The organism is Actinomycetospora sp. CA-084318 (assembly GCF_050955885.1).
Lineage (GTDB): Bacteria > Actinomycetota > Actinomycetes > Mycobacteriales > Pseudonocardiaceae > Actinomycetospora.
Window position 1 is genome coordinate 1,208,600 of record NZ_CP192098.1, and the last position, 26,041, is coordinate 1,234,640.

The 26,041-nt window shown below is 74.7% G+C and carries 22 protein-coding genes and 2 tRNA genes; 17 read left to right on the plus strand and 7 right to left on the minus strand.

All coding sequences use genetic code 11. The features are described 5' to 3' along the window. Positions 1 to 7: 7 nt before the first annotated feature. From ACQPYX_RS05925 to nudC, 6 genes are all read left to right on the plus strand, one after another. A complete protein-coding gene (locus ACQPYX_RS05925; protein WP_433801981.1) occupies positions 8 to 1,429 on the plus strand; it encodes a M20/M25/M40 family metallo-hydrolase in 1,422 nt (473 codons plus the stop codon). 92 nt (positions 1,430 to 1,521) lie between these two features. Then, positions 1,522 to 2,496, plus strand: coding sequence for an oxidoreductase (locus tag ACQPYX_RS05930; protein WP_433803682.1), 975 nt, complete (start codon positions 1,522 to 1,524; stop codon positions 2,494 to 2,496). Positions 2,497 to 2,646: 150 nt separating this feature from the next. Beyond that, a complete protein-coding gene (locus ACQPYX_RS05935; RefSeq protein WP_433801982.1) occupies positions 2,647 to 3,324 on the plus strand; it encodes a hypothetical protein in 678 nt (225 codons plus the stop codon). A gap of 9 nt (positions 3,325 to 3,333) precedes the next feature. Next, complete coding sequence (locus tag ACQPYX_RS05940) at positions 3,334 to 4,638, plus strand: M16 family metallopeptidase (RefSeq protein ID WP_433801983.1); 1,305 nt, start codon at positions 3,334 to 3,336, stop codon at positions 4,636 to 4,638. Further along, a complete protein-coding gene (locus ACQPYX_RS05945) occupies positions 4,635 to 6,023 on the plus strand; it encodes a M16 family metallopeptidase (RefSeq protein ID WP_433801984.1) in 1,389 nt (462 codons plus the stop codon). Before ACQPYX_RS05940 ends, ACQPYX_RS05945 begins: the two co-directional genes overlap by 4 nt. 26 nt (positions 6,024 to 6,049) lie before the next feature. After that, positions 6,050 to 7,063, plus strand: a complete 1,014-nt coding sequence (nudC, locus tag ACQPYX_RS05950) for an NAD(+) diphosphatase (RefSeq protein WP_433803683.1) — start codon at positions 6,050 to 6,052, stop codon at positions 7,061 to 7,063. 85 nt (positions 7,064 to 7,148) lie between these two features. Here the strand turns inward: nudC and ACQPYX_RS05955 are convergent, their stop codons facing one another. Next, positions 7,149 to 7,409, minus strand: coding sequence for a mycoredoxin (locus tag ACQPYX_RS05955; RefSeq protein WP_433801985.1), 261 nt, complete (start codon positions 7,407 to 7,409; stop codon positions 7,149 to 7,151). A gap of 25 nt (positions 7,410 to 7,434) precedes the next feature. Further along, entirely contained in the window at positions 7,435 to 10,731 is a 3,297-nt protein-coding gene (locus tag ACQPYX_RS05960; RefSeq protein WP_433801986.1) for a proline dehydrogenase family protein, read from the minus strand. Positions 10,732 to 10,817: 86 nt separating this feature from the next. Between ACQPYX_RS05960 and ACQPYX_RS05965 the strand changes: the two genes are divergently transcribed. The 4 genes from ACQPYX_RS05965 (at position 10,818) to ACQPYX_RS05980 (ending at position 14,569) form a co-directional block, all read left to right on the plus strand. Then, on the plus strand, positions 10,818 to 11,519 hold the full coding sequence (locus tag ACQPYX_RS05965; RefSeq protein WP_433801987.1) for a helix-turn-helix domain-containing protein: 702 nt from the start codon (positions 10,818 to 10,820) through the stop codon (positions 11,517 to 11,519). 113 nt (positions 11,520 to 11,632) lie between these two features. Next, the gene (locus ACQPYX_RS05970; protein ID WP_433801988.1) at positions 11,633 to 13,741 is read left to right on the plus strand and encodes an ATP-dependent DNA helicase UvrD2; all 2,109 of its coding nucleotides are present in this window, start codon (positions 11,633 to 11,635) and stop codon (positions 13,739 to 13,741) included. A 116-nt stretch (positions 13,742 to 13,857) separates the two neighbouring features. Next, positions 13,858 to 14,133 carry a hypothetical protein gene (locus ACQPYX_RS05975; protein WP_433801989.1) on the plus strand — a complete coding sequence of 92 codons (276 nt, stop codon included), beginning with the start codon at positions 13,858 to 13,860 and terminating at the stop codon, positions 14,131 to 14,133. A 118-nt stretch (positions 14,134 to 14,251) separates the two neighbouring features. Then, positions 14,252 to 14,569 carry a WhiB family transcriptional regulator gene (locus ACQPYX_RS05980; protein ID WP_433801990.1) on the plus strand — a complete coding sequence of 106 codons (318 nt, stop codon included), beginning with the start codon at positions 14,252 to 14,254 and terminating at the stop codon, positions 14,567 to 14,569. Between the two features lie 105 nt (positions 14,570 to 14,674). Here ACQPYX_RS05980 and ACQPYX_RS05985 read toward each other — a convergent pair whose 3' ends face one another. Together ACQPYX_RS05985 and ACQPYX_RS05990 are read right to left on the minus strand one after the other, a co-directional pair. Further along, positions 14,675 to 15,988: an ABC1 kinase family protein gene (locus ACQPYX_RS05985; protein WP_433801991.1), complete on the minus strand. Its 1,314-nt coding sequence runs from the start codon at positions 15,986 to 15,988 to the stop codon at positions 14,675 to 14,677. After that, positions 15,978 to 16,877 carry a ThiF family adenylyltransferase gene (locus ACQPYX_RS05990; protein WP_433801992.1) on the minus strand — a complete coding sequence of 300 codons (900 nt, stop codon included), beginning with the start codon at positions 16,875 to 16,877 and terminating at the stop codon, positions 15,978 to 15,980. Before ACQPYX_RS05990 ends, ACQPYX_RS05985 begins: the two co-directional genes overlap by 11 nt. A 92-nt stretch (positions 16,878 to 16,969) precedes the next feature. Between ACQPYX_RS05990 and ACQPYX_RS05995 the strand changes: the two genes are divergently transcribed. Then, the gene (locus ACQPYX_RS05995) at positions 16,970 to 17,536 is read left to right on the plus strand and encodes a M48 metallopeptidase family protein (protein ID WP_433801993.1); all 567 of its coding nucleotides are present in this window, start codon (positions 16,970 to 16,972) and stop codon (positions 17,534 to 17,536) included. On the opposite strand, the gene ACQPYX_RS06000 is transcribed toward ACQPYX_RS05995, so the two are convergent. Continuing rightward, entirely contained in the window at positions 17,533 to 19,011 is a 1,479-nt protein-coding gene (locus tag ACQPYX_RS06000) for a zinc-dependent metalloprotease (RefSeq protein ID WP_433801994.1), read from the minus strand. The genes ACQPYX_RS05995 and ACQPYX_RS06000 overlap by 4 nt on opposite strands. A 129-nt stretch (positions 19,012 to 19,140) precedes the next feature. Here ACQPYX_RS06000 and ACQPYX_RS06005 point away from each other — a divergent pair, with 129 nt between their 5' ends. From ACQPYX_RS06005 to ACQPYX_RS06020, 4 genes are all read left to right on the plus strand, one after another. Further along, entirely contained in the window at positions 19,141 to 20,166 is a 1,026-nt protein-coding gene (locus ACQPYX_RS06005; protein ID WP_433801995.1) for a YlbL family protein, read from the plus strand. Positions 20,167 to 20,257: 91 nt separating this feature from the next. Continuing rightward, entirely contained in the window at positions 20,258 to 23,230 is a 2,973-nt protein-coding gene (locus ACQPYX_RS06010; protein ID WP_433801996.1) for a UPF0182 family protein, read from the plus strand. Positions 23,231 to 23,268: 38 nt separating this feature from the next. After that, positions 23,269 to 23,342, plus strand: a tRNA-Met gene (locus ACQPYX_RS06015). 232 nt (positions 23,343 to 23,574) lie between these two features. After that, positions 23,575 to 23,651, plus strand: a tRNA-Met gene (locus ACQPYX_RS06020). A 64-nt stretch (positions 23,652 to 23,715) separates the two neighbouring features. On the opposite strand, the gene ACQPYX_RS06025 is transcribed toward ACQPYX_RS06020, so the two are convergent. Beyond that, positions 23,716 to 24,072 carry a DUF952 domain-containing protein gene (locus ACQPYX_RS06025; protein WP_433801997.1) on the minus strand — a complete coding sequence of 119 codons (357 nt, stop codon included), beginning with the start codon at positions 24,070 to 24,072 and terminating at the stop codon, positions 23,716 to 23,718. A 45-nt stretch (positions 24,073 to 24,117) separates the two neighbouring features. On the opposite strand from ACQPYX_RS06025, the gene ACQPYX_RS06030 reads away from it, so the two are divergent. Then, positions 24,118 to 24,414 carry a YggT family protein gene (locus ACQPYX_RS06030; protein WP_433801998.1) on the plus strand — a complete coding sequence of 99 codons (297 nt, stop codon included), beginning with the start codon at positions 24,118 to 24,120 and terminating at the stop codon, positions 24,412 to 24,414. A gap of 52 nt (positions 24,415 to 24,466) precedes the next feature. Next, complete coding sequence (locus ACQPYX_RS06035) at positions 24,467 to 25,057, plus strand: class I SAM-dependent methyltransferase (protein ID WP_433801999.1); 591 nt, start codon at positions 24,467 to 24,469, stop codon at positions 25,055 to 25,057. Between the two features lie 29 nt (positions 25,058 to 25,086). Here ACQPYX_RS06035 and ACQPYX_RS06040 read toward each other — a convergent pair whose 3' ends face one another. Then, positions 25,087 to 26,010: an alpha/beta fold hydrolase gene (locus ACQPYX_RS06040; protein WP_433802000.1), complete on the minus strand. Its 924-nt coding sequence runs from the start codon at positions 26,008 to 26,010 to the stop codon at positions 25,087 to 25,089. Positions 26,011 to 26,041 lie beyond the last annotated feature (31 nt).

The window sequence follows — 26,041 nt, forward strand, 5'->3', positions numbered from 1 at the left end:
TGGGGGTGTGACCAGCACGATCGAGCCGCTCTCGGGCACCGTCGAGCAGACCGAGGTGGCGGCGCGGACCGACGCCTTCGTCGCCGAGCTGTCGGAGTGGCTGCGCATCCCCTCGATCAGCGCGGACCCGGGGCACCACGGCGACGTGGCCCGGTCCGCGGAGTGGCTCGCGACGACGCTGCGCCGCGACGGGTGGCCCACGGTCGAGGTCTGGTCCGACACCGCGGCCCTGCCCGCCGTGTACGCGCACTGGCCCGCCGCCGACCCGGCCGCGCCGACGGTGCTCGTCTACGGCCACCACGACGTCCAGCCCGCCGATCTCGACGACGGGTGGTCCTTCGCCCCGTTCGAGCCGCAGGTGGTGGGGGAGGAGCTGCGCGGGCGCGGCGCCTCCGACGACAAGGGCCACATCGCGATGGTGCTGCTCGGCGTGCGCGCCCACCTCGCGGCGACCGGTGCGGCGGCCCCGGCGGTGTCGCTGAAGCTCCTCGTCGAGGGCGAGGAGGAGTCCGGCTCCGCGCACCTGGCGGAGCTCCTCGCCGCGCACGGCGACGCGCTCGCCTGCGACGAGATCGTCGTGACCGACACCGGCATGGTCGACCGGGAGACCCCGACCGTCTGCTGCGGCATGCGCGGGCTGGTCGACCTCGAGGTGGTCTACCGGGGCGCCGCCGTCGACCTGCACTCCGGCCAGTTCGGCGGGGCCGTGCCGAACCCGGTCACCGAGCTCGCCCGGCTCGTCGCGGCCTTCCACGACGACGACGGGCGCATCACGGTCCCCGGCTTCTATGACGACGTCCGCGAGCCGACCGCGCAGGAGCGCGCGGCGTGGGCGGCCCTGCCCTTCGACGAGCCGGCGTGGCTCGCCGGCTCCGCGGCCGGGGCGATGGCCACGGCGGGCGAGACCGGCTGGTCGACCTACGAGCGGCTCTGGGCGCGCCCGACCGCCGAGGTCAACGGCCTGCACGGCGGCTACGCCGGGCCGGGCCACAAGACGATCGTGCCGCACTCCGCGACGCTGAAGATGACCTTCCGGCTCGTCGACGCCCAGGACCCGGCGCGGATCAAGCCGCTGCTCGAGCGCTTCGTGGCCGACCGCGTTCCCGCGGGGATCGACGCCGACGTGTCCACCGGCGGGCCCGGGGTGCCGCCGCTGATCTGCGACCTCGACTCGCCGCTGGTCGCCTCCATCCGCGAGGCGATGGGCATCGCGCTCGGCGCGGAGGTGCTGCCCGCCCGCGAGGGCGGCAGCGGCCCGGAGGCGCTCCTGACGACGGCGCTCGGGGCCCCGCTGGCGTTCCTCGGCGTCATGCTGCCCGGCGACCGCATCCACGCCCCGGACGAGCGCGCGGTGCTCCCGCTTCTGCTGCGCGGCGCCGAGTCGGTGGCGCACCTGTGGCGGCTGCTGGCGACGCGTCACCTCCGGTGACAGCAATGCGTCACTGCTTGCACCCAGTGACAGGAACGGCGGCACCGTCGAGTTGCGTTCGAGCGCACTCGAAGTCCTAGCGTCGACGCATGATCACAGCGCAGCAGACCCCGATCGGTTCCGGGTTCGGCGCGACCACCACGGCCACCGAGGTGCTCGAGGGCATCGACCTGACCGGGCGGGTCGCCCTCGTCACCGGCGGCTACTCCGGCCTCGGTCTCGAGGCCGTGCGGGCCCTCGTCGGCGCGGGCGCCCGCGTGGTCGTCCCGGCCCGCCGTCGGGAGGTCGCCGACGAGGCCCTGGCGGGCCTGGAGGGCGTCACCACCGACGAGCTCGACCTCGCCGACCTCGACTCCGTCGCCGCCTTCGCCGAGCGGCGCCTCGCCGACGGCACCCGCCTGGACATGGTCGTCGACAACGCGGGCGTCATGGCGTGCCCGCTCGAGCGCGTCGGCCCGGGCTGGGAGCGCCAGTTCGCCACCAACCACCTCGGCCACTTCGCCCTGGTCAACCGGCTGGCGCCGCTGCTCGACGACACCTCCCGGGTCGTCTCGGTGTCGTCGCGCGGGCACCACTTCTCCGACCTGGACCGCGACGACGTGCACTACGAGCACCGCGCGTACGACAAGTGGCGGGCCTACGGGCAGTCGAAGACCGCGAACGTGCTGTTCGCGGTCGGGCTCGCCGCCCGCGGCGTCCGGGCCTTCGCCCTGCACCCCGGCGGCATCATGACCCCGCTGCAGCGCCACCTCCCGCGCGAGGAGATGGTCGCGCTGGGCTGGCAGGACGAGGACGGCAACCCGGGGCCGGCGGCCGCCAACTTCAAGACCCCCGAGCAGGGCGCGGCCACCGAGACCTGGGCGGCGACGAGCCCGCAGCTCGTCGACCTCACCGGGGTGTACCTCGAGGACTGCGAGGTCGCGGTGGCCGTCGACACCTCGACGCCGCCCGACTCCCGCGGCGGCTACCCCGGCGGCGTCATGCCGTACGCGACCGACCCCGACGCGGCCGAGTGGCTGTGGCGCACCTCGGTCGAGGCGACCGGCGTGGACGGGTTCACGCGCTGACGGCGGGCGGGGTGGGGTCACGGCCGACCCGGTGAGCGGATCGGCCGGACGGGACGTCCACGAAACGCGTCGGTGTACCAGCCGGTCGCAGTGGGTACCGATCGGGGATCCCTCCAACGGGTCCGGCGCGGCGTGAGCAGAATGTCAGCCGTGTCACTCACGGTCGGTCTCCCGTCCCGCGCCTCCGCACCTGCGCGTTCCCGGGCCACCGCGGGTGATCGCCGCTCCACCCGCACACTCGTGCTGCTGGTCGCGCTCGCGCTCGGGGCCCTGGCCGTCGTCGCGGTCGTCGTCCCGCGGGTCCCGGCGCTCGCGCAGGCCGTCGGGCTGGGCCCCGCGCCCGCCGCGCCGGTGGCGCCGCCGGTCACCGTGACCGCCGTGGTCACCGCCACCGCGTCCTGCCTGTCGGCCGACCCGCACGACCGCGTGACCCTCGAGGTCGACGGCGTCCGGCGGACGGCCCTGCTCGACGGCTGCGGGCGCAACCCCGGCTTCCCGGTGCCCGTCCAGGTGCCCGCCGACGGCACGATCACCGCGCCGCTGGCCGTCGCCGGGACGGGCGCGACCGGCACCCGCACCGCGACGGACGCCGCGGGCGACGCCGTCTCCCCGCTCGTGGCCCGGCTGGAGCTCGCCCTCGCGGTGGCGGCCGCGCTCGGGGCGGGTTCGCTCGTCGTCGCCGTGAGCCGGCAGCAGCGCCGCCCCGCGCGGCCCGCGACCGCGCCCGCCCGCGGCCGGGCCTGCGCCGCGACCCGTCGCCCGGGACACGGACGGGGCCGACCCGCCCGACGCGCCGTCCCCGCCCAGCGGGACCCTCGACGCCGTTAGGGTCGGGGGGTGAGTACGGCCCCCACCTCGGCCCCGCCCGAGCAGCGACAGCGACTGACGCTCGACAACGGTCTCCGGGTGCTCCTCGCGCCCGACCGGACCAATCCCGTCGTCGGGGTCGCCGTCCACGTCGACGTCGGCTTCCGCAGCGAGCCGGAGGGCCGCACCGGGTTCGCGCACCTCTTCGAACACCTGATGTTCCAGGGCTCGGAGAGCCTGGAGAAGCTCGCCCACTTCCGCCACGTGCAGGGTTCGGGCGGGGTGTTCAACGGGTCGACGCACCAGGACTACACGGACTACTTCGAGATCCTCCCGGCCGGCGCGCTCGAGCGGGGGCTGTTCCTCGAGGCCGACCGGCTGCGCGCGCCGAAGCTCACCGAGGACAACCTCCGCAACCAGATCGACGTGGTGAAGGAGGAGATCCGCCTCAACGTGCTGAACCGGCCCTACGGCGGCTTCCCCTGGATCCTGCTGCCACCGGTGCTGTACTCGACGTTCGCGAACGCGCACAACGGCTACGGCGACTTCACCGACCTCGAGACCTCCACGCTCGACGACGCCGCCGCGTTCTTCGACGCCTACTACGCGCCGGGCAACGCGGTGCTGACCGTGGTCGGCGACTTCGACCCGGACGACGCCGCCGCGCTCGTCGAGCGACACTTCGGCGACATCCCGGCCCGCCCGGTCCCGGCCCGGCCCGCGTTCGGCGAGCCGGCCCCCGACGGCGAGCGGTACGAGTCGGTCCTCGACGCGCACGCCCCGCTGCCCGCGCTGGCCCTGGGCTACCGCCTGCCCGACCCGGGCACCGACCTGCCCGGCTACCTCGCGCACGCCGTCCTCGGCAGCCTGCTCACCGACGGCGAGGCGGCCCGCCTCACCCAGCGCCTCGTCTACGGCGACGGCCTCGTCACCGACGTGTCCGCCTCGGCCGGGCTCATGGGGGCGCCGCTGGACGCCCGCGACCCCGACACGTTCACGATCACCGCGGTGCACCCCGACACCGTCGACCCGCGGCAGGTGGTGGACGCCGTCGACGCCGAGCTGCTCGTCCTCGGCGAGCGCGGCCCCGACCCCGAGGAGCTGCGCCGCGTCACGGCCCGCTGGGCCAGCGCGCTGCACCGCGAGCACGACCGGCTGATGAACCGGATGCTCGCCCTCGGGTCGGCCGAGCTCGTCCACGGCCGGGCGGAGCTCTCCGACGAGCTGCCCGGCGCCATCGCCGCCGTCACGCCCGAGGCGGTCGCCGCCGCCGCGAACGCGCTGCGCCCCGACGCCCGTGCCCTGCTCGTCCTCACCCCCGGAGCCGGAGCATGACCGCCCCCACCGCCGCCGAGCGCCGTTCCGCCGCCGAGATCGGCCGTACCCCGGCCGGGCCCCGTGAGCTGCCGCCGCTGCGGCCGCAACCGCGGGTCCCCGCGCCCGAGGAGGTCGACACCGTCCTGACGACGGGGCTGCGCGTCATCGCGGTCCGCCGGCCCGGCGTCCCGATGGTCGAGCTCCGGCTGCGCATCCCGTTCTCCGGCGAGGACGCGCAGCGCCCCACCCACGCCGCGGTCGCCGAGGTGCTGGCCTCCACCCTGCTCTCCGGGACCGGCCGACGCAGCCGGATCTCCCTCGACGACGACCTCGCGGGCGTCGGCGGCGAGATCGGCTTCTCCGTCGACCCGGAGCGCCTCGCCGCGGCCGGGCACGCGCTGGCCGAGGGCCTGCCGACGCTGCTCGACGTCGTCGCCGACGTGCTGACCGGGGCCTCCTATCCCGACGACGAGGTCGCGCGGGAGCGGGAGCGGCTCGCCGAACGGATCCAGGTGGCCTCCGCCCAGCCCTCGGTGATCGCGCGTCGGGCCCTGCAGCGCCACCGCTACGGCGACCACCCGGTGACCCGGGAGATGCCCGACGTCGCCGACGTCGCCGCGGTGACCACCGAGGACCTCACGACGATGCACCGCCGCCAGGTGGTGCCCCGCGGCTCGGTGCTCGTGCTGGTCGGGGACCTCGACCCGGCGGCCGCCGCCGCTGCCACCGAGGCGGCCCTGGCGGCCTGGGACGCGCCCGGCGACGCGGGTCTGCTGCCGCCGCTGCCCGAGCTGCACGGCTCGGACCTGCTGCTCGTGGACCGGCCGGGCGCCGTGCAGTCCCAGCTGCGGCTCTCCGCCGCGGCCGTGCCCCGCACCGACCCGCGCTATCCGGCCCTGCAGCTGGCCAACCTGGCCTTCGGCGGGTACTTCTCGTCGCGCCTGGTGGAGAACCTGCGCGAGGACAAGGGCTACACCTACCACGCGTCGTCGTCGCTGGAGTTCGACCCGTACGGGGCCGCGCTGCTCGTCGAGACCGACTGCGCCTCGGAGGTCACCGCCCCGGCGCTGCTGGAGATGCGCTACGAGCTCGGGCGCGTCGCCGTCGTGCCGCCGACCGCGGCCGAGCTCGAGTCGGCCCGCCGCTACGCCGTCGGGTCCCTGCTGATCTCGATGAACACGCAGGCCGGGCTGGCGTCCACCCTCGCCGGGCTGGCCGGCGTCGGGCTGGACCCGGGGTGGGTGCGCGAGCACCCCCAGCGCCTCGAGGCCGTGACGCTGGAGCAGGTCCACGCCGCGGCCGCGGAGTTCCTCGCCCCGGCCCGGTTCACCGGGGTGGTGGTGGCCGACGCCGCCACGTCGGCGGAGTCGTTGCGCGCGTTGGGTGGTATCAGGACTCCGTGACCACTGCACCCACCGCGGGGCCCGACATGCGGGCGGCGTTCCACCTCGACTCCCTGCCGCGGCTCTCGCGCTCCACGGTCGACCGGCGCGAGCAGGTCCGCGACGACCCCGAGCACGTGGCGTCGACGTGGCCGCTCGCCCGCGTGGTGCGGGTCGACCCGCAGGGCCGCACCCCGGTCGAGGAGCAGCCGGACGGGACACTGCGGGTCATCGACGTGCCGTCCCGCGAGTTCGGCGGGTCGATCCCCGACGGCGCCGTCCTCCTCGGGGAGGAGGACGGCACGGCCTACTGGGGCGTCCGCGTGCCCGACGCCGACGCGTCGAACGACGCCGGCTCCGGGTTCTCCTCGACCGAGCTGTGGCGCGACCTGCGGGTCTCCGGCGGCGACCTGGACGCCCACTCCGCGGGACTCCTGACGACGGCGGTGGCCCTGCTGTCCTGGCAGGAGCGGGCCCGTTTCTGCGCCCGCGACGGCTCGCCGATGCGGCCGATCAAGGCCGGGTGGGCGCAGCTGTGCGAGGCGAACGACCACGAGGAGTACCCGCGCACCGACCCGTCGATGATCTGCCTGGTCCACGACGGCGCCGACCGCGTGCTGCTCGCGCGCCAGCCGATCTGGCCCGAGGGCCGCTACTCGGTGCTCGCCGGATTCGTCGAGGCCGGCGAGTCGCTCGAGGCGTGCGTGGCCCGGGAGTGCGCCGAGGAGGTGGGGGTGACCGTCACCGACATCACCTACCTCGGGTCGCAGCCCTGGCCGTTCCCGCGCTCGCTGATGATCGGGTTCTCCGCGGTCGCCGACCCGGAGCAGACGCTCGCCCTGCAGGAGGGCGAGATCGAGAACGCCCGCTGGGTCACCCGCACCGAGCTGCAGGACGCCCTGGCCGCGGGCGACTGGATGACCCGCGAGGGCGACGGGCCGCGCGGTGCCCAGGGCGTGGGTGGGACGGCGTTCGAGGCCGGCGAGGACCGCGAGCTGATCCTGCCCGGCGGCGTGTCGATCGCGCGCGCGATGCTCGAGGCGTGGGCCGCGGCGGGCTGATCGTCTCCTCGCGACAGCGAAGCGTCGTTGCTGTCACCCGATGACAGCAACGACGCTTTCCTGCCACGTGAGGGGCGGCGCCGGATCACACGCCCGGCGTGGCCTCGGCCTTCGCCAGGGCCGTCTTCACCTCGGCGAAGCTCGGGTTGGTGGCGGACGAGCCGTCGGGGTAGACGACCGTCGGCACCGTGCGGTTGCCGCCGTTGATCCGCGTGACGATCTCGGCCGCGTCCGGGGTGCGCTCGATGTCGACCTCGGCGTAGCCGATCCCTTCGCGGTCCAGCTGGCTCTTCAGCCGCCGGCAGAACCCGCACCAGCTGGTCGTGTACATCGTCATCTGCGCCATGTGGTGCACAACGCACGCAGGCGCGTCAGGCTTCCACGTGGCCGAACCGGTGACGGGTCACACTGACCGCCTGCTCACGCAGCACGGTCAGCAGTTCGCGTCGACCGTCGGCGAGCACGGGGCCCTCGACCAACGACGCCCCCACCTCGCCCGCCCGTCGGCGCAGCGCCTCCGGCGCCGTCCCGACCACGCGCAGCCGCTCGCCGGGCTCCGGCACGACCTCCGGGGTCACGTCGGCGACGGGCACCCCGGCGCACGCGCCGGCCAGCCGCAGCCGCACCACGTCGCGGTCCGCGGCGCCGTCGGCCACGACGACCCGCAGCCCCGGCAGCGGCCGGTACCGGAACACGTTGGCCTCGGCCGCGATCCCCGTCGGGTCGCGCTCCACACCGAACTCCGCGCGCCACCAGAACGCGTCCGACCCCGCCGCCGTGCGCAGCCACGCCAGGTCGTCCGCCGACACCGTGGAGGCCACGGAGGCGAGCAGGTCCGCCGCGGCGCGCCCGAGCGACGCGGTGGCAGGCGCCGGGTCGTCCGCCCAGGAGCCGAACTGCGCCACGTAGTTCGGCCCGCCGGGCTTCGCCCCGGGACCCACCACCGAGCCCTTCCAGCCCCCGAACGACTGACGCTGCACGATCGCGCCGGTGATGTGCCGGTTGACGTAGGCGTTGCCGACCTCGACCCGCTCCATCCAGTGCTCGACCTCGTCCCGGTCGAGCGAGTGCAGGCCTCCCGTGAGCCCGAACGCGGTCGCGTTCTGCAGCTCGAGCGCCTCGTTCAGGGTTGTGGCCGTCATCAGGCCGAGCACCGGGCCGAAGCACTCCGTGAGGTGGAACCACGACCCGGGCGCCACGCCCTCACGCACCCCCGGAGTCCACTGCGCCTCACCCGTCCGACGCGGCTCCACCAGCCACGCCTCCCCGGGCTCGAGCGTGGTCAGCGCCCGCTCCAGCTTCGGTGACAGGTCGCCGACCAGCGGACCCATCGTCGACGACAGGTCCGTGCCCGGACCCACCCGCAGCGTCCGCACCGCGTCCACGAGCTGACGGCGGAAGCGCCGCCCGACCGGCGAGCGCGGGTCACCCACCGACCCGACGAGGATCGCCAGCGACGCGGCGGAACACTTCTGCCCGGCGTGCCCGAACGCCGAGCGCACCAGGTCGGCCACCGCGAGGTCGGGGTCGGCCGCCGGGGTGATCACGAGGGCGTTCTTGCCGCTGGTCTCGGCGACCACCGCGAGGTCGGGCCGCCAGGACCGGAAGAGCGCCGCGGTCTCGCTCGCGCCGGTGAGCACCACCCGGTCGACCGCCGGGTGCGTCACGAGCCGCCGTCCGGCGTCCGCCTCGTCGGTGTGCACCAGCTGCAGCGCGTCCGCCGGGATCCCCGCCCGGTGCAGGGCCGCGACGCCGACCTCCGCGCACGCCCGCACCTGCGGCGCCGGCTTGATGACGACGGCCGCACCGGCCGCGAGCGCGGCGAGGCAGCCGCCCAGCGGGATCGCCACCGGGAAGTTCCACGGGGGCGTCACGACGACGACCCGGTCGGGCGTGAAGCGCCGCGGGTCCAGCTCCTCCGCGCGGTCGGCGTAGTAGGCCGCGAAGTCGACGGCCTCCGAGATCTCCGGGTCGGACTCGGCGACCGTCTTGCCGGCCTCGTGGACCATCGTCGTCAGCAGCTCCGTGCGCGCCCCGGCCAGTGCCCGCGCGGCCTCCCGCAGCAACCGGGCGCGCTCGGCCGGAGGCACCGCTCGCCACGTCGATGCCGCCGCGCGCTCCACCACCGCGTCCACCGCGGCCGGGTCGGTCAGTTCCGAGGCCCGAACGACGGCGGGTGCCGCGGCCACTGCCCGCCGCGCCCAGTCGCGGTTCGCGCCGAGCGAGGGATCGGTGTCGGGCTCGTTGCGGAAGCGAGCCGGGGCGTCGACCACCTCGGCGCTGCGGTCCTGCGTGCGGCGCGGCGTGTCCGCGACGGCCTCGCGGTCGCGCACCGAGGCGCGGAACCGGTCGACGTAGGACCCCGGGCCCTCCGCCGAGAACATCGCGTACAGGTAGTTCTCCTGGCCGGCGTTCTCCTCCAGCCGACGGACCAGGTAGCTCACGGCCGCGTCGAAGTCCTCGGCGTGTACTACGGGGGTGTAGAGCACCAGCCCGCTCTCCGGCAGGTCGGCGGCCACGGCCCGGGCCTGCGCGGGCGCCATCCCCTGCAGCATCTCGACGTCCATCTGCGCGCCCACGCCCCGGGCGGCGGCCAGTTCGACCGCCAGCGCCACGTGGTGCAGGTGGTGGCTCGCCACCCCGATGCGCAGCGCGTCGGCGAGGTCCGGGCGCAGCGCCCGGTCGAGGAGCCGGACGTAGTTGGCGTCGACCTCGGCCTTCGTCGCGTAGGGCGCCTGCGGCCAGTCGTGCAGGGCCGCGTCCACCCGCTCCATCGCCAGGTTCGCGCCCTTGACCAGCCGCACCTTGACCGGCGCGCCACCCGCGTCCACGCGTCGTCGGGCGAAGGCCGCGAGGTGCTCCAGGGCCGCGACCGAGTCCGGCAGGTAGGCCTGCAGCACGATCCCCGCCGCGTACCCCCGCAGCGACGGCTGCTCGAGCAGCGCCGTGAACAGCGCGACGGTGAGGTGGAGGTCCTTGTACTCCTCCATGTCGAGGTTCACGAACACGCCGTGGTCGCGCGCGGTCTCGAACAGCGGGCTGAGGCGGCGGACGAGCCGGTCCCGGCTGCCCTCCAGGTCCCACGGCACCAGCTGGCTCGCGACCGACGACGCCTTGACCGACACGTAGTCGACGTCGTCGCGCCGGATCAGCTCGAGCGTGCGCGCCAGCCGCCGGTCGGCCTCGTCCTCGCCCAGCACCGCCTCGCCGAGCAGGTTGAGGTTGAGCCGGACGCCGTCGGCCCGCGCGGCCGCCAGCCGGCGGCCGAGCACCCGGCCGGAGGCGTCGACGACGAGGTGCCCGACGAGCTGCCGGAGCCGCCGCCGCGCGAGCGGGACGACGAGCCGCGGCACGCGCGGCGCGAGCGCCGCGCCGGTGCGCAGCATCAGCCGGTCGAGGGCCGACGCGAAGCCGGGGAGGGTGGCACCGCGTCCGGCGAGGCGCGCCAGTTCGCGGGCGGCGACGGCGTCGTCCTCCGGGCGCGCGACGCGGTCGACGAAGTGCATCGCGAAGTCGACCCCGGCCGGGTCGTGCACGAGCGCGGCGAGCCGGCGGGTCGACGCGTCGTGCCCGGCCTCGTCGCTCGCCCCGGCCCAGCGGTCGGCGCGGGCGACCGCGCGCTCGACCAGTGCCTCGTCCAGCCCGGCCTGCACCACCTGCTCGCTCATGGCTCCAGCGTGCACCCGGGGTCCGACACTCTTCTTGTCCGAATCCGGCGTCGGCGCCGCCGGGGCCCGCCAACGAGGATGGCGGCGTGGACCTGCCCGCCGACGCCCTGGTCGCGCTCTTCGCCGAGCTCACCGGCGTCATGTTCTGCGCCAAGGACGCGCAGGGCCGCTACACCGAGGTCAACGACGCCTTCGTGCGGCGCACCAACCAGCGCGACCGGGCCGGCGTCGTCGGGCGGCGGGCGGGGGAGCTGTTCGTGCCCGCGCTCGCCGAGCGGTACGAGGAGCAGGACGCGCGCGTCCTCGCCGACGGCCGGACGCTGCGCCACGAGCTGGAGCTGATCCGGCGCGAGGGCGGCGTGCCCGGCTGGTACCTCACGACGAAGGTGCCGGTGCGGGCGGACGACCGGGTGGTCGGGGTGGTCAGCGTGTCCGAGGACCTCCGCTCGGCCGACGAGACCGACCCGGCGATGCCCGCGCTCACCCGCGTCGTCGACCTCGTCACCGCCCGGATCGCCGACCCGCCGCGCCTCGACGAGATGGCGGCGACGGCCGGCCTGTCGGCCTCCGCCCTCGAACGCCGGATGCGGGCGGTCTTCGGGCTCGCGCCCACCCAGTTCGTGCTGCGCGCCCGGATCGACCGCGCCCGCTCGCTGCTCACCACCACCGACCTCCCGCTCGCCGAGGTGGCGCTCGCGTGCGGGTTCTACGACCAGCCGGCGTTCACCCGCCAGTTCGCCCGCCTCGCGGGGGAGACCCCGGGGCATTTCCGACGACGCGCCCGCTGACGGAGTGGTTCTCCTGCCACTGGGCGCGGAAGGGGAGCACGCCGATAGGGCTTTCCTGCCGCGGGAGGCCGGTCGGGCCCCACGATGTCGGACCCGCTTGAGACGATGGCGGCGTGGCGGTGGATCGGAGTGCGACGGACGGACTGGACCCCGAGCAGCGGGCGGCCGTGGTCGCCCCGCGCGGTCCGGTCTGCGTGCTCGCGGGCGCGGGCACCGGCAAGACCCGCACGATCACCCGTCGGATCGCCCACCTCGTGCGCACCGAGCAGGTGCGTTCCGGTCAGGTCCTCGCGGTCACCTTCACCGCCCGGGCGGCCGGCGAGATGCGGACCCGGCTGCGCGATCTCGGGGTCGGCGGGGTGCAGGCGCGGACCTTCCACGCCGCGGCCCTGCGGCAGCTGCGTTACTTCTGGCCGCGCGCGGTCGGGGGCGAGGCGTGGCCGCTGATCGAGAACAAGGTCCGCTACGTCGGCCAGGCCGCGCAGCGCGCCGGGGCGGCCACCAACCGGGAGTCGCTGCGCGACCTCGCGAGCGAGATCGAGTGGTCCAAGGCCTGCCTGGTGGCGCCGGACCGCTACGTCGAGGCGGTCGCGGCGGCGCAGCGCGACACGCCCGCCCCGGCGGACCAGGTGGCCCAGGTCTACGCGGCCTACGAGCAGCTCAAGAACCGGGCCGAGCAGCTCGACTTCGAGGACCTCCTCATCCACACGGCGGGCGCGCTGGAGGAGACCGCCGAGGTGGCCGACGAGTTCCGCGAGCGGTACCGCTGCTTCGTCGTCGACGAGTTCCAGGACGTCACGCCGCTGCAGCACCGGCTGCTCGACGCCTGGCTGGGCGGGCGGGACGACCTCACGGTCGTCGGCGACGCCAACCAGACGATCTACTCCTTCGCCGGGGCGAGCCCGTCCTACCTGCTGGACTTCCCCCGCCGGTACCCCGAGGCCGAGGTCGTCCGGCTGGTCCGCGACTACCGGTCGACCCCGCAGGTGGTCGCCGCCGCGAACACGGTGATCGGGGCCGCCCGCGGTCGCGCCGCGGGCAGCCGGCTGCGCCTCGAGGGCCAGCGGCCCCCCGGGCCGGCGCCGGACTTCGCCGAGCACGACGACGAGCCCGCGGAGGCCGTCGCCGTGGCGGAGCAGATCCGCGGGCTGATCGACGACGGGGTCTCCCCGGCGGAGATCGCGGTGCTGTTCCGGATCAACGCGCAGTCGGAGGTCTACGAGCAGGCGCTCTCCGACCTGGGGATCGCCTACCAGGTGCGCGGCGGCGAGCGGTTCTTCCAGCGCACCGAGGTGAAGAACGCGATCGCCGCCCTGCGCACCCTCGGGGGACGGCTGGAGGGCGGGGCGGACGCCGTCGTCGGCGCCGACGTCGTCACGACGGTGCGCGCCGCCCTCGGGGAGCAGGGCCTGACCGACACCCCGCCCGCTGGCAGCGCCTCCGACGGCGCGCAGCGCCAGCGCTGGGAGTCGCTGCGGGCGCTCGCGGAACTGGCGACCGACCTCGTCGAGGCGGTGCCGGAGGCGACCTTCGGCTCGTTCCTGGCCGAGCTGTCCACCCGGATGCAGGCCCAGCACCCACCGACCGTGCAGGGCGTGACGCTCGCGTCCCTGCACGCGGCCAAGGGCCTGGAGTGGGACGCGGTGTTCCTCGTCGGACTCGTCGACGGGACGCTCCCCATCCAGCACGCCGACGGCGACGACGAGGCGGTGGAGGAGGAGCGGCGCCTGCTCTACGTCGGCGTCACCCGCGCGCGCGTGCACCTGCGTATCTCCTGGGCGCTCGCCCGCCAGTCCGGCGGCCGGCGCTCGCGGCGGCGCAGCCGCTTCCTCTACGGGCTGGTGCCCGAGGACCACCCCGCCGCGCGGAAGCCCGGCTCGGGGATCGACGGCGGACCGAAGGCGAAGGTCGCACGGGCGGGCTGCCGGATCTGCGGCAAGGCCCTGGCCGACGCGGGCGCCCAGAAGATCGGCCGCTGCACCGACCACCCGTCCGACGTCGACGTCGAGCTGCTCGACGCCCTGCGCACCTGGCGCTCGACCGAGGCCAAGCAGCGCTCGGTCCCGGCGTACGTGGTGTTCACCGACGCCACGTTGGTCGCGCTCGCCGAGCAGCGCCCGCAGGACGCGAAGGGGCTGGTGACGATCCCGGGGATCGGCGCGTCGAAGCTGGAGCGCTACGGCGAGGACGTGCTGACGATGGTGCGCGAGCACGCCCGCTGAAACTTCCCGCACGAATCTCCGGTTAATTCCGTTGCGGCCCCCGCGGGAGGGCCCCTAGGTTCGACAGCACTCCGGCGCACGAGGTGTCCGGGGTCGAGACGAGGGGGTGTGCACCGATGAAGACCTTGTTCACGGGCATGCCCGTCTCCGACGCCGTCGCCGGCACCTCCGCGACGGCGGACGTCTGCGCGTGGGACCGCGTGGTCGCCGGTGCGCAGCTCACGCGCATCCGGGCCTTCGCGGCCGTGCCGGCCGTGCCGGTCACCGGGGGAGAGGTGTCCCCGGCGACGGGCCTCCCGGGCTCCCGCCCGGCCGGCTCATCCGTCCCGCAGCGTCACGTCGATCTCGCCCCGCACCGTCCGCGCCCGAGCGGTGGTCCTCCCCAGGACTGACCACCACGCTCTCCCAGGCCGCGGACCACTCCGGTTCGCGGCCTTCGTCGTCCCACCCGACGACGACTCCGCGGCCCGGGTGCCCACCCCCGAACACCCGCCGTTGGAGGTCCGACCCATGTATCCCGTGCCCGCCGTCCTCGACCAACCCGTGTCGGCCTCCCTGCCCTGCCGCACGGAGCCCGACGACCTGTGGTTCTCCGACAGCCCGTCCGAGCTCGAGCAGGCCAAGGTGCTGTGCACCACCTGCCCGATCCGGCGCGCGTGCCTCACCGGCGCGCTCGAGCGGCGGGAGTTCGCCGGGGTGTGGGGCGGCGAGATCCTCGACCGTGGTGCCGTGATCGCGCGGAAGCGCCCGCGGGGTCGGCCGTCGAAGGCCGACCTGGCGCGCGACGCCGAGATCGCGGCCGCCCGGGCGGAGGCCGGTGTGGCGTGACGTCACGCCCCGGCCCGCCCACCCGCGTGAGGGGAGCCCTCGAGCGACACGAGCGCTCGAGGGTTCCCCTCACGCCACGGAGGACGCCGGTGGTGAGCGGTGCCCTCAGACGTCGAAGCCCGGCTGCCACTCGCGGAAGATCGCGCGCAGGCCGATCTCGGCGTCGAGCTGGCAGAGCACGGCGACCGAGGCCAGCGTCACCCGGTGGATGAGCAGGTACTGCGGCGGCAGGTTCAACCCGCGGCCGGTCTCGAACTCGGGACGGCGCAGGTCACCGAGCCGCTCGGCCTGCCCGCGGATCCACTCGCGCGTGAAGTGGAACTTCTCGGTGCGCAGCGGGTCCACCAGCGGCCCGAGGTAGGCCATCGCCCGCTCCGGGGTCATGTCGGTGTCGGGCAGCACGAAGTTGAGCTCCCGCATGAGCTCCAGCAGCTCGTCGGAGCGGTCCTCGACCGACAGCGCGAGCATGTGGCCGAGCTCGTAGGGCAGCCCCTCGGGCAGGCGCGCGACCGCACCGAAGTCGATCACGCACAGCCGCCCGTCGGCCAGGATCTGGAAGTTCCCGGGGTGCGGGTCGGCGTGCAGCATCCCGACCCGGGCCGGGGCGGAGAAGTGGAACGTGGAGAGCAGGTTGCCGACGCGGTCGCGCTCCTCGGGCTCCCCGACCCGGATGACCTGCGACAGCGGCGTGCCGCTGATCCACTCCGACACCATCGCCTTCGGGGCGGACGCGACGACCCGCGGCACCACCACGTGCTCGTCGCCCTCGAACGCGGCGGCGAACGCGCGCTGCGCGTCGGCCTCGTCGCGGTAGTCGAGCTCCTCGGCCATGCGGTCGCGCAGTTCCTGGAGCAGCGGCTTGATCTCCATGCCGGGCACCATCGGCTGGATGACCCGCGCGAAGCGCTGCAGCTGGCGCAGATCGGCCATCACGGCCTCCTCCGCGCCCGGGTACTGCACCTTGACGGCGACCTCACGTCCGTCGCCCCACACGGCGCGGTGCACCTGGCCGATGCTCGCCGAGGCCGCGGGGGTGTCGTCGAACTCCCGGAAGCGCTCGCGCCACCCGCGGCCGAACTGCTCGGCGAGCACCCGGTGGGTACGCGCGGCCGGCATCGGGGGAGCGGCGGTCTGCAGCCGGGTGAGGGCCTCGCGGTAGGGCTCGGCCAGCTCCGGCGGGACCGCGGCCTCGAACACCGACAGGGCCTGCCCGAACTTCATCGCGCCGCCCTTGAGCTCGCCGAGCACGGCGAAGAGCTGCTCGGCGCCCTTGCGCGCGACGTCGGCGGAGATCTCCCCGGCGTCACCGCCCGCGAGGCGGCGACCCCATCCGGCGGCCGTGCGCGAGGCGAACCCGAGCGGCAGGGACGCCAGGCGCGCGGAGCGTTGGACCGTGCGGCGCGGGATGTCATCGGACACGACCCCGATTCTCCCCCGCGGCGTCGCCCGGGGCGCGCGGAGGTGGGCCGCCACACGGGCAGCCCGGATGCACCGGACGCGGACGACGTGTCATCGACCCCGCCGCCGCGTCGATCTCGTCCGCGGCCCCGAGCAGCGCCGGCCGGCCCTCGAGGAACGCCAGGACGTGACCGGCGACGAGGCCCGCCACGGTCACCGCGCCGGGCACCGTCACGGGGGCGGCGGGCGCGGAGGAACTCCGCTGGTGCGCGGCGCACCGCAGGCAGGAGGTCCGCCCGGGCAGCACCAGGGGCCCGACGACGCCGACGGCGTCCCCGGCCGCCGCCGCGAGGTGCGGCTGGTGCCGGGCGTGCAACCGGCCGGTCACGAGCGGGTCGTCCACCGCCGCACCGGTCAGGACGACGAGGTCCGGCCGTCGTCGGGACGGCTCCGCGACGGCGACGGCGGGGTCGGCCCGTGCCACGGCGGCCGCGACCGCGAGGACGACCGGGTGACCGACGTCACCGGGTTCCAGCCCGGTGCCGAGGTCCCCGGGCCTCACGAGCCCGCCCGCCCGGACCGCCACCCGGCCGACCCCGGCGCCGGCGAGCACCGTCGCGATCGCGACGCCGAGCCGTCCCGCCCCGTGCACGCGGACGTAGGCCGTCCTGGGCCGAACCGAGGGGTCCGCGCGGAGGAGGCCGGCGGCGGCGAGGTCGGCCAGCAGCGCGGTCGCGTCCTCCGGGCGGGCGCCGCGCGCCACCGCCTCCGCGAGCGGCGACGTGCCGGCCTCCGGCGCCGCGAGCCGGTCGAGCAGGGCCCGCAGGGGCGGGTCGACGCCGTCGAGCTGGCGGACCGGGTCGTCGCCGAACCGGGCCGTGGTGGCGTCGTGCCAGCGCGGGGCGACCACGAGGCGGGACGGCTGGGGTGACGGGGAGGGCCTCACATCCGCTTGGACGCACGCCGACGGCATCCGGATCCGTCTCGTTTACCGTGACCGGGGTGGAGGACCCGAAGGTCGAGGTGCGCCGCAGCGCCCGCCGCACGCGCACCATCAGCGCCCGCCGCGAGGGCGACACCCTCGTCGTCTCGATCCCGGCCTCGGCGAGCCGGGCGCAGGAGCAGCGCTGGGTGGCCGAGATGGTCGCGAAGCTGCAGCGCTCGGAGGCCCGTCGTCGACCCGGGCGGCGGGCCGAGGACGACGACCTGGCCCGCCGGGCCGACGGGCTCGCCCGCGAGCACCTCGACCCGGTCGGTCCCGACGGCCGCTGGCCCCGCCCGGTGTGGGTGCGCTGGGTGCCGCCGATGCGGACGCGCTGGGCGTCGTGCACGCCGAGCGAGGGCACGATCCGCGTCAGCGAACGGTTGCGGGACGTGCCGGGCTGGGTGCTCGACCACGTGCTGGTCCACGAGCTCGCGCACCTGCGCGAGTCGGGACACGGCCCCGCCTTCCGGGCCCTCGAGGCGCGGTACCCGCGCTCGGAGCGGGCGATCGGCTACCTCGAGGGACTGTCGGACGGGGCCGGGCTCGACATCGGGTCGGAACCCGACGTCGACGACGAGGACTAGCCCTTCGACCCGGCGTCCGGGCCGGCGGACGGGCCGTCGGAACCGCCCTCCGACTCGTCGTCGGGAGCCTGCGTCCCCTTCTCCTGTTCGGCCTTCATCTCCGCCTCGAGGCGGGCGATCGGGTCGTCGAGGTCGGCGAAGGAGCCCTCGCCGGACTCGCCGGCGAGCTCGGAGCGGCCCCGCACGAAGGCGGCCGGGTCGTCGAGGTCCTCGGCGGTGGGCAGGAGGTCCGGGTGCGCCCACACCGCGTCGCGGCCGTCGACGTCCCGCGCCTCGCCGAGGAGGCGCCACAGCTCGGCGGCGTCGCGCAGCCGGCGCGGGCGCAGCTCCAGCCCGACCAGCGTGGCGAAGGTCTGCTCGGCCGGACCGCCGGAGGCGCGGCGGCGGCGCATGCTCTCGCGCAGCGCGTCGGCGCCGGGCAGCCGGTCGCCGATGGCGGCGGCGACCACGTGGTCGACCCACCCCTCGACGAGGGCCAGCAGGGTCTCCAGCCGGGCCAGCGCCGCCTTCTGCGCCTCGGTGGTCTGCGGCTCGAACAGCCCCGAGGACATCGCCTGCTCGATGGCCGCCGGGTTCGACGGGTCGAGGTCGCGGGCGAGCTCCTCGATCCGCGAGGTGTCGATCGAGATGCCGCGGGCGAACTCCTCGACGGTGGCGAGCAGCCGCTGCCGCAGCCACGGCACGTGCCCGAACAGGCGGTGGTGGGCGGCCTCGCGGGCGGCGAGGAAGACGAGCACCTCACCGGCCGGGCGGTCGAGGCCCTCGGTGAAGCGGGCGATCGCGTCGGGGAGCAGCGCGGCGGTGCCCTCCGGGCCGAGCGGGAGACCCACGTCGGAGGAGGTGAGCACCTCACCGGCCAGCTGGCCGAGCGCGGAGCCCAGCTGCGAGCCGAACGCCATGCCGCCGACCTGGGAGATCATCCCGAGCATGGGGCCCGCCATCTCGCGGGCCTCGGCGGGCAGGCCCTCGACCCAGGCGCCCGCGACGCGCTGCGCCACCGGGTCGCAGAGCCGCTGCCAGGTGGGGATGGTGGCGTCGACCCAGTCGTCGGGGGACCAGGCGGTGACCGTCGAGGCGCCGGAGGGCAGCGTGGTGGCGTCGTCGAGCCACAGCTCGGCGAGCCGCACCGACTCGACGATCGCGTTCTTCTGCTCGGCGGTCGGCGCGCCCTTGACGGTGATCTGCTGGTGTGCCATCTGCGCCGCGAGCTTGTAGTTGACGGGCCCGTTCCCGCCGCCCGGACCACCGGACGCGGACAGCATCTGCCCGAGCTGCGTGAGCATCTGACCGAGCTGGTTCATGTCGAACCCGCCGGGACCGCCCGCGCCCCCGGCGCCGCCCAGGGCGCCGAACGGGTTGCCGCCGGCGCCGAAGCCGAAGCCCTGCGGGCCGCCGCCGGAGCCGGACCCGGACTCGCCCCGGCGCCGCTCGTCGTCGGGGTCGGACGGGCCGAAACCGAAGGGCAGGTCACTCATGGCGACCACGGTACGCGCGCCGACCTGCCCCGGGACCGGTCCCGGAGACCGCACAGCACGCCCACAGCGAACATTCAGGGTCGAGCCCGTATCCCGACCCCACGGGGGCGATCACTACCCTCGCGGCCCGTGACCCGGTTGCGCGCGACGCTGGCCCTGGGCCTCGTGCTCGCCGCGGTGCTGGGGCTGACCGGGGCGACGGTGCGGGTGCCCTTCGTCGCCCTCGGCGACGGGCCGACCTTCGACGTCCTGGGCGCCCAGGACGGCCGCACGATCATCGACGTCTCCGGCGCCGTCCCGACCTTCCCGACGACGGGCCAGCTGCGGATGACCACGGTCGCGGTCACCAGCCAGGTGACGCTCTTCGGTGCCGTCGCGATGTGGATCAGCGGGTCGCACGAGGTGGTGCCGCGCGAGCAGGTCTACCCCTCGGGCCAGTCGAGCCAGCAGGTCGACGCGGAGAACACCCGCCAGTTCACGCAGTCCGAGGACGACGCCCAGAACGCCGCGCTGCGCTACCTCGGCTACTCGAGCGCGGTCGAGGTCGGCGACGTGACGACGCCCGGCCCCTCGGTGGGGCTGCTGCGCCAGGGCGACCGCATCAGCGCGATCGGCGGCCGGTCGGTGACGACGCCGCAGGACGTGGTCGACGCCGTCGGTGCCTCCCGGCCCGGTGCGCCGCTCGTGCTCACCGTGGTGCGGGGCGGGGTCACCAGCGACGTCACCGTCACCACCGCGCCGCGGCCCGGGGACGCCACGAAGGGCTACCTCGGCATCACCGCGGCCGGCGTGGTCGACGCGCCCGCCACCATCCGGATCGGCCTCGCCGACGTCGGCGGGCCCTCCGCCGGGCTCATCTTCGCCACGGCGATCGTCGACAAGCTCACCCCCGGCGACCTCACCGGCGGCAAGGACATCGCGGGCACCGGCACGATCGACGCCGCCGGCCGGGTCGGCCCGATCGGGGGAATCCGCTTCAAGATGGACGCCGCGCGGAACGACGGCGCGACCGCGTTCCTGGTGCCCGCGGGCAACTGTGCGGAGGCGGAGCGCAGCGCGCCGGACGGGCTGACCCTGGCGCGGGTGTCCGACCTGCGCGAGGGTGTGGCCGCCGTCCAGGCCATCGCGGCCGGTCGGACCCCGCCGACCTGCTGAGAAACGGACGAAGCCGTCCACAGGGAACCCACACGGGCTCAATAGAGTTGAGGCTCCGAGCCCCCTCGACATCTCTGGAGTGTGACCGCCCGTGGCCAACCGGCCGGCGACCGGGAACCCGCAGCTCTCCCGGCGTACGAAATCGCTGCTCGTCCTGGGCGCGGTCGTGCTCGTGGTCCTCGTCGGTCTGGCCCGGCTCGTCGACGTCTACGTCGACTTCGCCTGGTTCGGCGAGGTCGGCTACCGCGACGTCTTCACCACGGTGCTCGCCACCCGGGTGATCCAGAGTGTCGTCGCCGCGGTGTTCATGGGTGGGCTCATCGCGCTCAACCTGTACATCGCCTACCGCACCCGTCCCGTGTTCGTGCCCGTCGCGGGCCCGGAGGACCCGGTCGCGCGCTACCGCACCGTGGTGCTCTCGCACCTGCGGCTGTTCGCGATCTGCATCCCGGTGCTCGTCGCGGTCATCGCGGCCCTCTCGGCGCAGGCCGACTGGCAGACCACCCAGCTCTTCCTGCACCAGACGCCGTTCAACATCGCCGACCCGGTGTTCGGGCACGACATCGGCTTCTACGTCTTCGCCCTGCCGTTCTGGCGGGCGGTGCTCTCGTGGCTGTTCGTCGGCATCGGCGTCAGCTTCGTGGCCGCCCTCGTGGCGCACTACATCTTCGGCGGCATCCGCCTCGCGGGCCGCAACGGCTCGCTGGCCACCGCCGCGCGCGCCCACCTCGCCGTCCTCGCCGGCACCTTCGTGCTGCTCAAGGCGGTCGCCTACTTCCTCGACCGCTACGAGCTGCTGTTCTCCGACCGCAAGGCCTCGATCGGCGGCGCGAACTTCTACGGCGCGAGCTACACCGACCTCAACGCGGCGATGCCGGCCAAGCTGATCCTGCTGCTCATCGCGGTGATCTGCGCGGCCGCCTTCTTCGCCGCGGTGTTCCTGCGCAACCTGCAGATCCCGGCGATCGCCCTCGCCCTGCTGGTGCTCTCCAGCGTGCTGGTCGGCGCCGCCTGGCCCGCCGTGCTCGAGCAGTTCTCGGTGCGCCCGAACGCCAACCAGCGTGAGGCGCTCTCCATCGAACGCAACATCCAGGCGACCAGACAGGCGTTCGGGATCACCGACCAGACGGTCACCAGAGAGCCGTACGCCGGGACCACCGACCAGAGCGCGGCGGCGGTCCAGCAGGCCATCGCCACCGACACCGCGACGGTGCCGAACATCCGGCTGCTCGACCCGAACCGGCTGTCGCGCACGTTCACCCAGCTCGAGCAGCGACGGAACTTCTACGGCTTCCCGGCCACGCTCGACGTCGACCGCTACACGGTGAACAACCAGACCCAGGACTACGTGGTCGCGGCGCGCGAGATCGACCCCGACAACCTCGTCGGGAACCAGCAGGACTGGATCAACCGGCACCTCGTCTACACCCACGGCAACGGGTTCGTCGCCGCGCCCGCGAACACGGTGAACGCCCCGCTGGACTCCAACGGCGGCCAGGGCGGTTACCCGCAGTTCCAGGTGTCCGACGTCGACACCCCGGGGCCCTTCGGGCTGACGCAGCCGCGGATCTACTTCGGCGAGCTGGTCAACGGCCCGGACGACTACGCGATCGTCGGCGCCGACGCGGGGACCCCGCCGCGGGAGTACGACACGGACTCGCGACAGTTCACCTACGACGGGCCCGGCGGCGTCTCGCTGGCGAACCCGATCACGCGTCTGGCGTTCTTCGCCTACTACGGCTTCGAGCGCAACATCCTGTTCAACTCCTCCATCGGCGACAACTCGCGGATCATGTACAACCGCGACCCGCTGACCCGGGTGCAGAAGGTCGCGCCCTGGCTGGAGCTGGACAACGACGTGTACCCGGCCGTCGTCGACGGCTCGATCAAGTACATCGTCGACGGCTACACGACGCTGCCGCGCTACCCGTACTCCCAGCAGGTGCCGCTCGGCGACGCCACGCGGGACTCGGTGAACAACGCGACGCTCTCGCCCGAGGTCGCCGGGTACATGCGCAACTCGGTGAAGGCGACCGTGGACGCCTACACCGGTCAGGTCGACCTCTACGAGAACGACCCGACCGACCCGGTGCTCCAGACCTGGGAGAAGGCGTTCCCCGGCGTCATCAAGCCGGCCGCCGAGGTGCCGCCGGCCCTCCGGGCGCACTACCGGTACCCGGAGGGGATCTTCAAGGTCCAGCGCGACCTGCTGACCCGGTACCACGTGTCCGACCCCGGCGAGTTCTACTCGACGGTGTCGTTCTGGGACGTCCCGTCCGACCCGACGAGCGACGCCGCGGCGGCCGCGGGCGACCCGCAGCCGCCGTACTACCTGCTCGCCGACGACCCGAAGCGCGGCTCGGCCAACATCCCGCAGTTCCAGCTGACCACCGCGCTGGTCAGCCTGCGCCGTGAGTTCCTCTCGGCGTACCTGTCGGTGAGCTCCGATCCGGGCACCTACGGGCAGATGACGCTGCTGCAACTGCCGGCGGACACCCAGACCCGGGGTCCGCAGCAGGTGCAGACGCAGTTCCTGTCGTCGCCGCAGGTCTCCAGCGAGCTCAACCTGCTGCGCCAGCAGGGCACCCAGGTGCTCTACGGCAACCTGCTGACACTGCCGGTGGCGGGCGGCCTGCTCTACGTGGAGCCGGTCTACATCGAGCGCTCCAACCAGGAGTCCTCGTTCCCGCAGCTCTCCCGGGTGCTGGTCAGCTTCGGCGGCCGGATCGGCTATGCGCCGACCCTGCCCGAGGCGCTGACCCAGGTGTTCGGCTCGTCGGGCACGGCGACGACGACGCCGGGCCAGTCGCAGACCCCGGCCGCGGGACAGACGCCCACGCAGGCGCAGACCCCGGCCGCGGGCCAGGCCCCGGCCGCCGGGGCCGCACCGGCTGCGGGGAGCTCGGCGGCGGTCACGGCCGCGGTGAACTCGATGAACTCGGCGCTCGACCGGCTGCGCACCGCACAGCAGCAGGGCGACTTCGCCGGGATCGGTCAGGCCCAGCAGGACCTGGCGAACGCCATCAACCAGTACCGGGCCGCGACCGGGGGGACCCCCGGCTGATCCACTCCACCCCGCGTCGCGTATCGTTGACAGCACGACGCGGGGTGGAGCAGCTCGGTAGCTCGCTGGGCTCATAACCCAGAGGTCACAGGTTCGAATCCTGTCCCCGCTACTCCTCGGAGGGCCCCTCACCACGGTGAGGGGCCCTTCGTCGTTCCCGGGCCTTCCCGACGACGGGCCGCGCGGGCGATGCTGCCCCGCGAGGGTGACGTGGGGCAGGCCGCCGGACCCGCGGACCTGCGTGGTGTGGACCTCGCGCGGGCGCGGCGGCCCCACCCCCCCCTGCGAGCCGACGGTTCACCGCCCGGTAGTGTTGCTGTCATCGCCGGAACGCACGGCGACGGCGCGGGGTGGAGCAGCTCGGTAGCTCGCTGGGCTCATAACCCAGAGGTCACAGGTTCGAATCCTGTCCCCGCTACCACCACGAAGGCCCCCTCACCACGGTGAGGGGGCCTTCGTCGTTCAGGGCGTCGGCACCAGGACCCTCACCGCTCCGCGAGCGACGTGGGCAGGCGGAACGACCCGTCCGGCTCCGGCGGGAACGGGTGCACCCCCACCACGGCCGCGACCGGCAGCGGGCCGTACACGTGCGGGAACCACGGCCCGGAGGTCTCCACCTGCCCGTCCCGCACCCCCGGCTCCCACCGCACGGGCGCCCCGCAGCGCGTGGGGTCGACCTCGAGCAGCAGCAGGTCCTCCCGACCCCGGTAGAGCCGTGTGGCGGGCAGGGCGACGGTCCCCGGGTCGGAGCAGTGCACGAAGCCCTCGCTCGCGAGCGACGGCGGCTCGAGCGCCGTGCCGGCGGCCTCCCAGTCGGAGCGCGGACAGATGTGGAGGATCATGACCCGGGATCCTGGCCCCCACCGCGAACAGGGGACACTGGAGGCATGGCGAGCCCCACGGACACGATCCTCCTGGTCGTCTACTACGTCCTGTTCGTGTTCTACCTGTTCATCATCGGGCGCCTCGTCGTCGAGGTCGTCCGGGGCTTCGCCCGCGAGTGGCGGCCGGCCGGGGGCACCGCCGTGAGCCTCGAGCTGATGTACCGCGTGACCGACCCGCCCGTGAAACTGCTCAAGCGGCTGATCCCCGCCGTGCGCATCGGGAACATCAGCCTCGACCTCTCGATGATGATCCTGCTGCTGGTCGTCTACATCGTGATGCGGGTCGTCGACCCGCGGTGACCCCCACGGCTTCCGGTGGTCGCCCGGCGGACGACCTGCCACGCTGCCTGGCGTGACGGCTGCTCGTGACCTGCTGACCTTCGTCTCCTCCGCCGTGCGGAGCCCGGGTGTGATCGGTGCGGTCGCCCCGAGCGGGCGGGCGCTGTCCGACCTGCTCGCGTCCGTGGCGCCGGCGGACGTGGCGTCGACGGTGGTCGAGCTGGGGCCGGGCACCGGGGTCGTCTCGCAGGCCCTCCGTCGCCGGCTCCCGCCGGAGGCGCGGCACGTCGCCGTCGAGCTCGACCGCAGCATGGTGACCCTGCTGCGCCGCAACCTGCCCTGGCTCGAGGTGCTCGAGGGCGACGCGAAGGACCTGCAGAAACTGCTCGCCGACGTCGGGATCACGAGCGTCGACGCGATCGTCAGCGGCCTGCCGTGGACCCTGTTCAGCCGCGAGGCGCAGCGCGGGATCATGGAGCAGGTCAACCGCGTGCTCGTCCCCGGCGGGGTGTTCACCACCTTCGCCTACGCGCACGTGATGAACCTCCCCACGCAGCGACGCTTCCGCGAGCTGCTCCAGGAGAGCTTCGACGAGGTCGCCGTCACGCCCATCGTCTGGCGCAACGTCCCGCCGGCACTGGCCTACCAGTGCCGGAACGTGTGACGGGCGAGCGGAGCGACGGGGAATCGGGCTCAGCCGACGAGCTTCGCGCCGATCACGGCGGCGGACATCTCGCCCGGCGCGGTCGACGCGCAGAACGCGGTGAGCAGCTCGACGAAGCGCTCCGGCTCGTCGCAGTGCGGGAAGTGCCCGGAGCCGTCGAAGATCTCGAGGCGGGAGCCGGGCATCAGCGCCGCCGCCCGGTAGGCGTGCCCCACGGGGATGATCGGGTCACGCCGGCCCCACACCACCATCGTCGGCAGCCCCTCGGTGAGGTAGAGCCGGTCGGTCCCGCTCACGCGCTGGCCGTGGGGACCGATGACGCCGCGGATGGTGTCGACGAAGGCGTCGGCGTGCGCGCGCTCGGTGAGCGATCCGACGTGCCGGGAGTACTCGACCAGCGACACCTTCTCCGCCGCGGGCAGCGGGAGGGCGGCCGCCGCCCGCAGGGCGCTCACGCCCAGCCCGAGCAGGCCGGTGCGGGCCAGCAGCGGCAGCACGATCCCGGCGCCCGGCAGCGCCGCGAGCCGCAACGTCGGGCTCACCCCGCGCCCGAGGCCCCCGGACGACACCAGCACCAGCCGCGCGCACATCTCCGGGAACTGGTAGGCGAACTGCATCGCGACGCCGCCGCCGAGCGAGTGCCCGACCACCGTCACGCGCCGGTGCCCGAGCGCCGCGAGCAGGTCGCGCAGCCCGTTCGCGTAGGCGCCCATCGAGAAGTCGCCGCTCGGGCCCGCGGACTCCCCGTGCCCGAGCAGGTCGGGGACGATCACGAGGTGCCGGCAGCCCTCGGCCTCCAGCCGGTCGAGCACGGGCTGCCAGGTGGACGAGCTCCCGGCGACCCCGTGCAGCAGCACCAGCACCTCGGGATCCTCCGTCGAGGCCTCCGGGCACGCCTCCAGGTACGCCATCCGGTGCCCGTGGAGCGTGACCGCCCGCCGCGTGGTGCTCATGGGTCGCATCGTGTCCCATCCGGGTGGCCCG